We start from the raw sequence: 13,026 nt of genomic DNA, 5'->3' as shown, positions 1-13,026 counted from the left end.
TGTCAGGCCGGGTGGGGTGTTACGTGGGGTGTTACCAGGCGGGGTAATAGCCACCCGGATAGTAGCCGGGAGCGGGCATGACCGGTACCGCCATGGGCACCGGGTAGGCCACTGGCGGTGGCGGGGGTGGGGGCGCGTAATAGCCCGGTCCGCCACCCAGTGCCGCCCCGGCCAGTGCGCCGACCGCCAGCCCGCCAATGACAGCGCCGGCAATGGCGCCGCCACGGGGGCCGTAATATCCGCGGCCATAGCCGGGACCGTAAGGGCGCGGGCCGTAATGGCCCGGTCCACCCCAGCCGGGTCCGCCCCAGCCATGCCCGTATCCTCCGCCCCAATGGCCGCCGGGATGGGCCTGTGCCGCAGGCTGTGCCGCCAGTCCCAGACCGGCAACGAGGGGAAGAACCATAAGAAGTTTTGTCATGCGGCGCATTGGATCATGTCTCCTGGGTGCGGTTTTCGTGGTCCGCCCCCTTGTCTTTCCAATAAGCTCCAGTATCGACTCTCATATGGCAAATTAAAGGCCTTTGCGGGGCCATTTGGTGCGCGGTTGCTCCACATCACGCCTGCGTCGGGCAGGGCGGGGTGCTGTCTGTCAGCCCTGCTCTTCCGAAATCCTGTCCGTGGGTTTCAGGGTCAGAACGGTCAGCAGCGTGACTGCGGCCGTGGCCGAGACATACCAGGCAAACCAGCTTTCATGCCCGGCCTGCTTGCACCACAGGGCAATGTATTCCGCCGTGCCACCAAAGAGTGAGACGGTCAGCGCGTAGGGGAACGCCACACCCAGCGCGCGGATACGGGTGGGGAACAGTTCCGCCTTGACCACCGCGTTGATGGACGTATAGCCCGAGGCCACGAAAAGGGCCGCAATGATAAGGGCCAGAGCCCCCAGGGCCGAATGCGCGTTCGAGAGCGCGCCCAGCAGCGGCACGGTGCCGAATGTTGCCCCAAAGCCAAAGAACAGCAGCAGAGGCCTGCGCCCGATCCTGTCGGAAACAGCGCCAAAGGCAGGCTGCATGGCGGCGAACACCAGCAGGCTGACGGCCGAGATCAGGGTCGCGCTTTCCTTGGAAAAACCAAGGCTGTTGGCCAGATATTTCTGCATGTAAATGGTGTAGGTGTAAAAAGCCACGGTCCCGCCCATGGTCAGGCCGCACACCCGCAACACCGAACGCCAGTGTTGCAGCAGCACCGCAAGGCCGCCCTTGTCCTGGCGTTCATGCGCTTTTTCAAAGCTGTTGCTTTCGGCCATCTGCCGCCGCAGCCAGAACACCAGAACAGCCCCGGCCGAACCGACCAGAAACGGCACCCGCCAGCCCCAGTCCGCGATCTGCTGGGGGGTAAGCAGCACGTATTGCATGACCAGAAGCAACAGCAGGGCCAGCAACTGGCCCATGACCAGCGTGACATACAAAAACCCCGACCAGAACCCCCTGTGCCGGGGGGATGACACCTCGGCCAGATAGGTGGCGGAAGCCCCGTATTCGCCCCCCAGGCTAAGCCCCTGGAACAGGCGGGCAAGCACCAGCACAATGGGGGACAGCAGGCCGATCTGGGTGTAGGTCGGACAGATCGCGATGGCCAGAGACCCCAGACACATGGCCAGCACGGAAAAGGTCAGCGCGGTGCGCCTGCCATATTTGTCGGCGGCCACCCCCAGCAGCCACCCGCCCACCGGCCGCATGAAAAAACCGACCGCGAACACGGCCGCCGCGTTCAGCAGTTCGGCGGTGGCGTTCCCGCGTGGGAAGAACGCATGCGCGAAATAGATGGTGAAGGATGAGTAGACGTACCAGTCGAAATATTCGAGCAGGTTGCCCGCCGAGCCCGCGAGTATCCCGCGAATGCGTTGTGTCGTATTCAAGTCTTCCCCCATGTGTTCAGTTTATTGTTCTGGTTCTGAACATGGCTCCGTTGTTTGGTTTGCATACCATCATTGCGCGGCCATTGCCATTCCGCCAGGCACGGAACGCGCAATGGTGATGACGGATCGTGCGCCCCACCCATGCCGGGCCGCATGACGGTCCGGTCAGGGACGGTGGAGCGGATCGTTTGGCGGCAGGTGGTCATGGCCCCTTGCCCCAGCCATCGTCACGGGGCACAACAGGCGCATGAGTTCTATTATTGTTCTTGTAAGTGCCGTGGTCGCCGCGCTGGTTCTGGGGGTGGGGATCGGCCTGCTTTTCGGCCGTCGCAAAAGTGCCGATGGCGACCTGCTGGCCCGCCTTTATGTCCGCACCGAGCGTGAGGCCGCAATCACCCAGTCCGACCTTGCAAGCCAGCGTGCGGCCCTGGCCGATATGGAACGCGCCGTGGCGGGGCGGATCGAGCGCATGCACGCCACCCTGGCTGAACAGCTTGGCACGCTGGGCGGGGCCATGGGGCGTGAACAGGCCGAAGCCCGGGCCGCCCAGGCCGAGGCGCTGCAGGGTATGGCCGAGGCCTCGGCCCGGCAGCTTGCCGCTATCCGCCAGGCGGTGACGGAGCAGTTGCACGCGGCGGTCGAACAGCAGATGCAGACATCGTTCCAGCGTGTGCTGGAGCAGTTTTCGGCCATGCAGTCCGCCATGGGCGAGGTCCGTGCCATGACCGCGCAGATCGGGGATCTCAAACGCCTGTTCGGCAACGTCAAGACGCGCGGCGGCTGGGGGGAGGCCCAGCTCAAGGCCATTCTCGACGACGTGCTGCCGCCCGGTGCGTATGAAAGCAACGTGCGCGTGGGCGAGGGGGCGGAGGTGGTGGAATTCGCCATTCGTATGCCGGTCAGGGCGGCGGTCGCCCCGCTGCTGCCGGTAGACAGCAAATTCCCGACCGAAGCGTATGAAAAGCTGCTCAACGCGGCGGAAGAAGGCGACGGGCAGGCCGAAAAAGCGGCCCGCAAGGCGCTGGAAAGCACCCTGCGGCTCGAGGCGCGCAAGATTGCGACAAAATACATCCAGCCGCCCGCTACGGTCGAATTCGCGGTGCTCTACCTGCCGACAGACGGGCTTTATACCGAAGTCGCGCGCATTCCCGGCCTGATCGACGATGTGGGGCGGCAGTTCCGCGTCATGGTCATGGGGCCTGCCCTCATGCCCGCCATGCTGCGGACCATCCACCTCGGCTACGTGACCCTGGCGCTGGAGGAGCGGACGGAAAGCATCGCGCGGCTGCTGGGGGCCACCCGGCAGGAGATGCTGCGCATGGACGGCGTGCTGGAGAAACTGGCGAAAAACGCGCAGTCCATGTCCTTCTCGATCGAGGAGGCGCGCAGGCGCACACGCGCGGTCAGCGGCAGGCTGAAAGCGCTCGACGGGCTGGACGGAGATGAGGACACCCAGCCGGACTCTGAAACCTAATTTACTGGTATATTATGCCCGTGGCCTGCATGACAGGGAAGGAATACAGGGACATGGACATGATGACAGAGGACGCCGAGACCCGCCCTCAGGAAGAAAGAACGGTCCTGCTGGTGGAAGATGACAGCACGATCGCCGAAGAAATCGTCGCTGAACTGACCGCCCGCGGCTTCCGCGTCCGGCATGAGGCCAACGGCAGGGCCGGGCTGGACATGGCACTGACGGGTGAAGCCGACGTCATGATCGTGGACAGGCTTCTGCCTGGCATGGACGGGCTTTCCGTGATCGAGGGCATGCGCCAGCAGGGCGTGCGCACGCCGGTTCTGGTGCTGTCTGCTCTTTCCGCCGTTGATGACAGGGTGACGGGCCTGAAGGCAGGCGGGGACGACTACCTGACCAAGCCTTTCGCGATCGAGGAACTGGTGGCCCGGATCGAGGCCCTGCTGCGTCGCCCGGACGACACGCGCGCGACCCGTCTGCGGGCCGGTGCGCTGGAAATGGACCTGATCGAACGCCGTGTCTGGCGCGACGGGCGCGAGATCGAACTGCTGCCGCGCGAATTCAGGCTTCTGGAATATCTCATGCGCCGTCCGGGCCAGGTCCTGACCCGCTCCATGCTGCTGGAGGATGTCTGGCAGTACCGCTTCATTCCCAGAACCAACCTTGTCGATGTGCATATCGGCAAGCTGCGCCGCAAGGTCGACGCCCCGTCGGAGGAGCCGCTTATCCAGAGCATACGCGGAACAGGGTTTTTGCTGCGTGTTCCTGACTGAGCTTTTTCGCACCGCAACCTTCCGCATAACACTGATGGCTCTGGCCGCCATGGCCGGGGTCATGCTGATGCAGTTCGGCCTCGTCTACGCACAGATGGAGGCGGTCGAATCCCGCCGCTCGACCGAACTGCTGGAGGGTGAGGCCTCACTTCTCGCGCAGATGTCACCAGAACATCTCGAATATGTGATCAGGCGACGGGCAACGGGCGACCTGCGGCTGATCATCAGCAGTGCGGGCCTGTTCGACGCCGGGCATGCGCTGATCGCGGGGGACCTGCACACATGGCCGCGCGGGCTGGTGGCCGATGGCAAACCCCAGAACATAGAAATCTTTCCCGAGGAAGGTGCGCCCTATCCTTTACGCCTGCTGGCCGTTACGCTACCGGATAAAACCATTCTTGTTCTGGGGCGCAGCTTCCACCTGCTGGCCGAACAGAAGCTCATGCTCCGGCACACCATGCTGGTGGCAGCCATGCCGACCTTCCTGTTCGCGCTGTTTCTGGGGATTGCCCTGAGCCACCGGGCGTTGTCGCGCGTCAAGGACATGCACGAGGCGATAGACCGTATTATGGCGGGCGATATTCACGAACGCCTGCCAGCTGCGCGCGAACGTGACGACGTGGAACGCCTGGCGGGCAGCGTGAACCGCATGCTCGACCGGCTGGAACGCCTGATGGACGGCATGCGCGAGGTTGGCAACGACATTGCGCATGATCTGCGCACGCCGCTTTCGCGCGTGCGGGCCAGGCTGGAACGGGCCGGTGCCGCGGGGCTGGACGCGGATGCGCTGAACGCCACGATCGGCCGGGCGGTGGACGATCTGGACCAGTGCCTGGGTATTATCACGGCGCTGCTGCGCATTGCGGAACTGGAGAACAGCCGCAGAAAGGCGGGTTTCGATCATGTTGTCCTGAGCGATCTGATAGATGACGTGTTCGACCTGTACGAACCCATTGCCGAAACCGAGGGCAAGCGTCTGCTGGCCCAGCCCGGTCCTGCTGGGTTGCAGGTCTGGGGTGACAGGCACCTGCTGATAGAACTGCTGGCCAATCTGGTGGACAACGCCATCAAATTCACCCCCGAAGGAGGCACGATAACCTTGGGAATGCGGGAGCAGGCGGGCAAGGCCGCCCTTATGGTGACGGATAACGGCGTGGGCATCGCCCCCGATGAGCGGCAGGCGGTGCTGTCGCGCTTTTACCGTTCGGACAAGAGCCGGCATGTCTCGGGCAGCGGCCTGGGGCTGAGCCTGGTCTGCGCCATTGCCCATCTGCACGAGGCGGATGTGCGCATAGAAAGCGGGCCTGACGGCACCGGCACCTGTTTTTACATCACCTTTCCTGTCCAGCAATGAACAGTCCATCATCACGCCAGCGGAGACAGGTTATTCCAATCTCAGGTCAGTTCAGAGTGTCACGGGATGATGCCGAATTTAACTGCAACGTCATTGGCGAGGCACGGAGCGGATATGTATCGTGTAACAATATGGTTATTATCATCACATCCAGTGTCGCACCGTCCATGATGCGGGAGGTCGCGGCATGAACGAGATTGTCGTTACGGCGCTCAAGAAGCCGTATACATTCGTGGTGCTCTCCGTCCTGATCGTCGTATTCGGTATCAGAGGCATCTTCACCACGCCCACGGACGTGTTCCCCAGCATCCGCATTCCGGTTGTGGCGGTGGTCTGGCAGTACGCGGGCCTCATGCCCGAGGACATGTCGGGCCGCGTGGTGTATTATTACGAACGCGCCCTGACCGCCACGGTCAGCAATATCGAACATATCGAAAGCCAGTCCTATTACGGCCGCGGTATCGTGAAGATATTCTTCCAGCCCGGCACCGATACCTCCGTTGCGCAAAGCCAGATCACGTCCGTGTCGCAGACGGTTATCAAGCAGATGCCGACCGGCTCCACCCCGCCGCTGGTGCTGGCCTATAATGCGTCGTCCGTGCCGGTCGTGACCCTGCAGGTGTCGTCCAAGTCCATGACGGCATCCCAGATTTACGACATGTCGTCCAACCTGATCCGCCCGGCGCTCGTGTCGGTGGCGGGGGCGGCCATTCCCAACCCGTATGGCGGGCAGCCCGGCAACGTCATGGTCGATCTGGACCCGGTCAAGCTGCTTGCGCACAAGCTTTCGCCCACGGATGTGTCGCGCGCGCTGAACAGCCAGAACATTGTCGTGCCCGCGGGTGACCAGCGGATCGGTCCGTTCGACTGGATGGTCCAGACCAATGCCGCCGCCCGCACGATGGATGACCTGAACAACCTGCCGATCAAGCAGGTGGGCACGGCGGTCGTGCGCCTGCGTGACGTGGCCTGGGTCCATCCGGGCGGGCCACCGCAGACCAACCTCGTGCTCGTCAAGGGGCAGCAGGGTGTTCTGATCGTGGTCATGAAAGGGGGTGACGCCTCGACGCTGGATGTGGTGGCCGGGGTCAAGGCGCTGTTGCCCGGCATTGTCCAGACCCTGCCGCCGGGGGTCGAAATCAAGGTCCTGAACGATGCCTCGACTTTCGTGAAGGATTCCGTCTACGACGTCCTGCGCGAAATGCTGACAGCCGCGTGCCTGACCGGGCTTGTCGTGCTGCTGTTCCTTGGGTCCTGGCGGTCCACGGTCATTATCGCCACGTCCATTCCCCTTGCCATGCTGTGCTCCATCATCGGGCTGGGCTGGGCCGGGCAGACCATCAATGTCATGACGCTGGGCGGGCTTGCGCTTGCGGTGGGTATCCTGGTCGATGACGCGACGGTCATGATCGAGAATATCGACGCGCATCTGGAAATGGAGAAAGACCTCGAGACGGCCATTATCGACGCCGCCAACCAGATCGTCATTCCGACCTTTGTTTCCACCCTGTGCATCTGCATTGTCTGGATGCCGCTTTTCCAGCTTACGGGTGTTGCGGGCTGGCTGTTCATGCCCATGGCCGAGGCCATTATTTTTGCGATGCTGGCGTCCTTCATCCTGTCCAGAACGCTGGTGCCGACCATGGCCAAATACATGCTGGCCGCACAGGTGGCGGCCCATGCGCATGGGCCGGTCGAACCGAAAAATGTTTTTGGTCGTTTCCAGCGCGGGTTCGAGCACCAGTTCGAGAAATTCCGGCATCGCTACCGGGAGTTCCTGAGCTATCTGCTTTCGCTGGGCGGGAAGTTCGTGGCGGTGTTCATCCTGTGTTCCGTGGGATCGCTGGGCCTGCTGGTTTTTGTTGGTCAGGACTTCTTCCCCGAGGTGGATTCCGATGTCATAGCCCTGCATATGCGAGCCCCCATCGGCACCCGGCTCGAGGAGGCGGGCAAGATTTCCCAGCTTGTCAACGCCAGGGTCGAACAGGCCCTGCCCGGGCAGGTTGAATCCATCGTGGATAATTGCGGCCTGCCGTTCAGCCCGCTCAACCAGGCGTATATCCCCACCCCTACGGTGGGCACGCAGGATTGCGACATTACCATCGCACTTAAAAACCCGGCGTCTCCCGTGGCGGAATACCGCGCTACCCTGCGCCACGATCTGGGCGAGGCTTTTCCCGGCACCCAGTTCTCGTTCCTGCCGGGTGACCTGACGGCCAAGATCCTGAACTTCGGCCTGCCATCTCCGATCGATGTGCAGGTGGTAGGCCGCGATCTGGAGGGTAATTTCCGCTTTGCCAACCGGCTGGCGGAGCGACTGCGCCACCTGCCGGGGCTGGCCGATATCTCGGTTCAGGAACCCATGACCGCGCCAACCCTGCGGGTGAACGCCCGGCGTATCTACGCCCTTGGCACCGGCATTTCGGAAGCCGACGTGGCGGATAACGCCCTTGTCTCGCTTTCGGGCAGTTCGCAGGTGGGGCAGGTGTACTGGCTGGATACGGCAACCGGGGTTTCGCATCTGATCGATATCCAGACCCCCGCACCGTTCCTGCAGACCATGAACGACCTGGAACTGACCCCCATCGACAAGGGGGATGGCAATCCCGGTGGCCAGCAGCCGCAGATTCTGGGGGGGCTGAGCGAAATCACGCAGGTTGGCACCCCGGCGGAGGTCGCGCATTACAACATCATGCCGGTGTTCGATATCTACGCCACCAATGTCGGGCTGGACCTCGGTGCGGTGTCGCGGCAGGTCAACCGTATCGTGGATGAGGCACGGGCCGACCTGCCGCGTGGTTCCTCGCTGAGCGTACGTGGCCAGGCCGTGACCATGAACAATGCCTATGTGCAGCTCATAGGTGGGCTGGGCATGTCCATCCTGCTCGTGTACCTGCTGATCGTGGTGAATTTCCAGTCCTGGCTGGACCCGTTCATTATCATCACGGCACTGCCGGGTGCCCTGGCCGGGATCGCCTGGAGCCTGTTCCTGACCCATACGACCCTGTCCGTGCCGGCGCTGACGGGGGCTATCATGTGTATGGGCACGGCCACGGCCAACGCCATTCTGGTGGTGTCGTTCGCCCGTGAACGGCTGGAGGAGCACGGCAATGCGCTACAGGCCGCGCTGGAGGCCGGGTTCGAGCGTATCCGCCCCGTGCTTATGACTGCATCGGCCATGGTGATCGGCATGCTGCCCATGTCGCTGAGCAATTCGCAGAACGCACCGCTGGGCAAGGCGGTCATGGGGGGGTTGATTGTCGCCACGGTTGCGACCCTGCTGTTCGTGCCATGTGTCTTTACCCTGCTGCATGGCAGGGGAACGCCGGACAAGACTGAAAAAGAGGAGACTGTGGCATGAGCCCAGAGCATGAAAAAACTGCCGGGACCGATGCCGCGGCCCAGTCCGCACGCAAGAGAAAAATGGGGATCGCCATTGCCGCGGGTGTTGCCGGTTTTCTGGCGGTGTCCGGCATTGTGCAGCGCCATTCCTCCTATGTGAAGCTGGCGGACGAAACACGTGAAAGCGCGGTGCCCGCCGTGCAGATCACCTATCCGCTGCCAGGGCCGGACGAACGCACGCTGTCCCTGCCGGCCAATATCGCGGCGTGGTACCAGGCGCCGATCTATGCCCAGGTCTCGGGCTACGTGAAGATGTGGTACAAGGACTTCGGCGCACGGGTCAAAGCGGGCGATGTGCTGGCCATTATCGACACACCGGGGCTGGACGCGCAGTATGCGACAGCCCAGGCCAACCTGAACGTTGCTGCGGCCCGCTACAAGCTGGCGCAGATTACCGCCAAGCGCTGGAAGGCCCTGCAGGGCACTCAGGCGGTCTCGCAGCAGGAGGTCGACGTGCAGGCCGCCAATGCCGAGGCACAGCAGGCCCAGGTGGAGGCTGCCCGGCATGAGGTCGAACGGTTCGCGGCGCTTGAAGGGTTCAAGAAAATCGTTGCCCCGTTCGATGGCGTGGTGACCACGCGTCTGGCTGACGTGGGGGATTACGTCAATGCGGGGCGGGGCGATGTGACAAGCCAGGGCAACGCGACGGAACTGTTCAGCGTGGCGGATGTGCATGCCATGCGCGTGTTTGTCGCGGTCCCGCAGGACTATGCCGACATCATCTCGCCGCGCCTGGAGGCGGAACTGAGCGTTCCGCAATATCCTGACCGTCACTTCAAGGCGCGTTTCCTGGCGACGGCCACGGCTTTCAACCCCAATACCCGAACGGTTACAACGGAACTGGTGCTGGATAACAAGACCGGTGAACTCTGGCCCAACTCCTACGCCACGGCCACGTTCCACGCCCCGGGCGACCCGAACGAAATGGCGCTGCCACTGGGCACGATCCTGTTCCGGGCAGAGGGTACGCAGGTGGCTGTGGTGGATGACACGAACCACGTGCATCTGATCAACGTGCAGGTGGGCACCAATTACGGCCAGACCATCCAGATCCGCAGCGGTGTCAAAAAGACCGACAGGATCGTCGCCAGCCCGTCGGCGGGGCTGCTCGACGGGCAGGAGGTCCGTATCGTCAAGGATACGCCGGGTTATACGCCAAAGCAGGCGGAGACCCCGCCAGCCGCAGCCAAACCCGCCAACCCGAATGACGATACCCGCGCCATGCCCGAAGATAACCGGCCCATGCCTGAAGCCGGAGGGCGCGGATGACCGGCGCAAGACCGCGTGCGGGCAGGCTGCGCGCGCGCCTGACATTGGGGGCTGCCTTCTGCGTTCTGCTCAGCGGGTGTGACCTTGCCCCTGGCTACAGGCCCGCAAAATTTGTCCTGCCCGATAACTGGGGCGGTAGCGGAGTGATGAAACCCGCCACCCCGGCGGACGATACCGTGCGTGCCGACTGGTGGACCATGCTGGGGGACCCCGAACTGAACCGGCTGGAGGAGCAGGCCATGCGCCTGAACCCCGACCTTCAGGCGCAGGCGGAGGTGTTCCTGCAGTCGCGTGATCTGGCGATGGAAACCCGCTCGCAGCTTTATCCGCAGTTGAACGGCGGCGCGGGGGGGCAAAAATACAAGGGTTCGGCCCATCGGCTCTGGCGTGGCGCGGGGTCGACCGGCCCTATGTACATGTCGTCCGAGCAGTACTGGGCCAGTGCCACCTGGGAGCCCGATTTCTGGTCGGCCATCCGCAACCGTACGCGTATGGCCAAGCAGGGTGTGCAGGAACGGGCGGCGCAGTTCGCTTCGGCCCGGCTCAGCCTTCAGGCAGAACTGGCCAGCGACTACGTAATGCTGCGCGGCCTGGACGCGCAGGACGCGGTCTATCGGGATTCGATCAGATCCTATCAGGCCGCGGTTGAAATCACGCAGTTGCGGCTGTCAGGCGCCATTGCTCCGGGCATGGATGTGTCCCGCGCGCAGACCCAGCTTTACACCACCCAGGCGCAGGAAACCGATATCCGCACCCGGCGCGATGTCATGGAACATGCCATTGCGGTGCTGGTCAATCAGGCTCCGGCGACCTTCCATATCGCCCCGGTCACGGCCCTGTCGTTCACGACCGTATACCCGCCCACGGTCCTGCCTTCGACCCTGCTGGAGCGCCGGCCCGACATTGCGGCGGCCGAACGGCGCATGGCGCAGGCCAACCGCGCCATTGGCGTATCGCGTGCGGCGTTCTACCCGCATGTGACCTTCAACGCCATGACCGGTTTCATGGATAACGGTTTCGATCTCGCCTCGCTTTACAATGCCATGTACCAGTTCGGCGCGCAGGCTGTGCTGCCTCTGTTCCAGGGGGGTATCCGCCGGGCTGACCTGCAACGGACGTGGTCGCATTACCGCGAAACGGAGGATTCCTACCGCTCCACCGTCCTGGACGCCTTCCAGGAGGTTGAGGACTCCCTGACCCGTGTTAACCGGCTTAAGGTCCAGGTCGGGCAGGACCATTCCGCGGTCGATGCCGCCCTGCGCACGCAGGGCATGACCATGGCGCTGTATACCGGCGGGCTGACCAACTATCTTGACGTGGTGGTGGCGCAGGTCGCGGCCCTGAACGCACGTATCGCCCTCGTGCAGGCCCAGACGCGCGAGGTCGATGCAAGGGTGCAGCTCATTCGTGCCTTCGGCGGCGGGTGGTCGCGCACGCAACTTCCGCAGGGGGAGGGCACAATCATGCCGTTCAAGCCTTTGCAGTATGAAAACCTGCATCAGGCGCCCGCGGCCGGTGGCATCAGCACCCGGACAGATCCGGCCTCGCTCGACCTTGTTGGCGGGGCGTCGGGCACGGCAAAGCCTTCTCTTCCACTTGACACGGGCGCCGCACACCGGTAAGCGCGCCTTTCCTGATCGGAACGCGGGAGGTTCCGCCCGGCGCGCAAGTGCCGGTGCGCAATCGTACGAACCGCGGTCCGGGTTCAATTATGAGGAGTCCCGGATATGGCCAAAAAAGTTGTTGGCTACATCAAGCTTCAGATTCCCGCCGGCAAGGCCAACCCTTCTCCGCCGGTTGGTCCGGCGCTGGGTCAGCGCGGTCTGAATATTATGGAATTCTGCAAGGCGTTCAACGCCAAGACCCAGGGCCTGGAACCTGGTATGCCGATTCCCGTGGTGATCACCGCCTTTGCTGACCGTACGTTCAGCTTCATCACCAAAACGCCGCCGAACACCTATTTCCTGCTCAAGGCCGCCAAAATTTCCAAGGGCAGTCAGACCGTTGGCAAGGGTGCGGCCGTTGGTAAGGTAACCATGGCGCAGCTTCGCGAAATCGCGGAGCAGAAGCACCAGGACATGAACGCCAACGACCTGGACGGCGCTGTGCGCATGCTGGTCGGTTCTGCCCGGTCCATGGGTCTCGATGTGGTGGAGGGCTGATATCATGGCGAAGAACAAGCGTCTGGCCGCAGCGGCCGCCAAGGTTGTTGCAGGCAAGGCCTACGGGCTGGATGAAGCCGTCACTCTGGTGAAGGGCAACGCCACCGCCAAATTTGACGAAACCATCGAACTGGCCCTGAACCTGGGTATCGACCCGCGTCATGCCGACCAGATGGTGCGCGGTTTCGTGTCCCTGCCCAACGGCACGGGCAAGACCCTGCGCGTTGGCGTGTTCGCGCGCGGCGCCAAGGCTGAGGAAGCCACGGCCGCCGGTGCCGACGTTGTCGGTGCGGAAGACCTGATGGAAAAGGTGCAGGCTGGCGAAATCGCTTTCGACCGCTGCATCGCAACCCCTGACATGATGGGTCTTGTCGGTCGTCTGGGTAAAATCCTCGGCCCGCGCGGGCTGATGCCGAACCCCAAGCTCGGCACGGTGACCATGGACGTGAAGGGTGCCGTCGAGGCAGCCAAGTCCGGTCAGGTTGAATACCGCGCTGAAAAGACCGGTATCGTGCATGCCGGTGTTGGCAAGGCATCTTTCGGTGACGACAAGCTGGCGGAAAACATTCGCGCCTTTGTCGATGCCGTCCAGAAGGCCCGCCCCACCGGTGCCAAGGGCACATACCTGAAGAAAGCCGCCCTGACCTCGACCATGGGGCCTGGCGTTCAGGTTGACGTCTCGGCCTTCGCGGGCTGAGCAGGAATGCTGCCGCCCTGCCGCAAGGTGGGGT

The 13,026-nt window shown here is 63.2% G+C and carries 10 protein-coding genes; 8 read left to right on the top strand and 2 right to left on the bottom strand.

Translation table 11 applies throughout. The features are described from left to right. Positions 1-31: 31 nt before the first annotated feature. Together ABF990_RS03335 and ABF990_RS03330 are read right to left on the bottom strand one after the other, a co-directional pair. Positions 32-430 (bottom strand): hypothetical protein, encoded by a 399-nt coding sequence (locus ABF990_RS03335; protein ID WP_415491034.1) that lies wholly within the window; start codon positions 428-430, stop codon positions 32-34. A 162-nt stretch (positions 431-592) separates the two neighbouring features. Next, positions 593-1,861, bottom strand: a complete 1,269-nt coding sequence (locus ABF990_RS03330) for an MFS transporter (RefSeq protein WP_415491077.1) — start codon at positions 1,859-1,861, stop codon at positions 593-595. Between the two features lie 247 nt (positions 1,862-2,108). On the opposite strand from ABF990_RS03330, the gene ABF990_RS03325 reads away from it, so the two are divergent. From ABF990_RS03325 to rplA, 8 genes are all read left to right on the top strand, one after another. After that, on the top strand, positions 2,109-3,335 hold the full coding sequence (locus ABF990_RS03325) for a DNA recombination protein RmuC (protein ID WP_415491035.1): 1,227 nt from the start codon (positions 2,109-2,111) through the stop codon (positions 3,333-3,335). A gap of 53 nt (positions 3,336-3,388) precedes the next feature. Further along, positions 3,389-4,108, top strand: coding sequence for a response regulator transcription factor (locus tag ABF990_RS03320; RefSeq protein ID WP_415491036.1), 720 nt, complete (start codon positions 3,389-3,391; stop codon positions 4,106-4,108). After that, positions 4,095-5,462 carry an ATP-binding protein gene (locus ABF990_RS03315; protein ID WP_415491037.1) on the top strand — a complete coding sequence of 456 codons (1,368 nt, stop codon included), beginning with the start codon at positions 4,095-4,097 and terminating at the stop codon, positions 5,460-5,462. Before ABF990_RS03320 ends, ABF990_RS03315 begins: the two co-directional genes overlap by 14 nt. A 187-nt stretch (positions 5,463-5,649) precedes the next feature. Continuing rightward, a complete protein-coding gene (locus ABF990_RS03310; RefSeq protein ID WP_415491038.1) occupies positions 5,650-8,823 on the top strand; it encodes an efflux RND transporter permease subunit in 3,174 nt (1,057 codons plus the stop codon). Then, positions 8,820-10,133: an efflux RND transporter periplasmic adaptor subunit gene (locus ABF990_RS03305; RefSeq protein WP_415491039.1), complete on the top strand. Its 1,314-nt coding sequence runs from the start codon at positions 8,820-8,822 to the stop codon at positions 10,131-10,133. The genes ABF990_RS03310 and ABF990_RS03305 overlap by 4 nt, the downstream gene beginning before the upstream one ends. Continuing rightward, on the top strand, positions 10,130-11,755 hold the full coding sequence (locus ABF990_RS03300; protein WP_415491040.1) for an efflux transporter outer membrane subunit: 1,626 nt from the start codon (positions 10,130-10,132) through the stop codon (positions 11,753-11,755). Before ABF990_RS03305 ends, ABF990_RS03300 begins: the two co-directional genes overlap by 4 nt. A gap of 105 nt (positions 11,756-11,860) precedes the next feature. After that, a complete protein-coding gene (gene rplK / locus ABF990_RS03295; RefSeq protein WP_415491041.1) occupies positions 11,861-12,295 on the top strand; it encodes a 50S ribosomal protein L11 in 435 nt (144 codons plus the stop codon). Positions 12,296-12,299: 4 nt separating this feature from the next. Further along, a complete protein-coding gene (gene rplA, locus ABF990_RS03290; protein WP_415499929.1) occupies positions 12,300-12,992 on the top strand; it encodes a 50S ribosomal protein L1 in 693 nt (230 codons plus the stop codon). The last annotated feature ends 34 nt before the right edge of the window (positions 12,993-13,026 follow it).

Origin of the sequence: Acetobacter sp. (assembly GCF_047723915.1) — a bacterium.
Lineage (GTDB): Bacteria > Pseudomonadota > Alphaproteobacteria > Acetobacterales > Acetobacteraceae > Acetobacter.
This window is presented reverse-complemented; position numbering and strand designations above follow the sequence as displayed.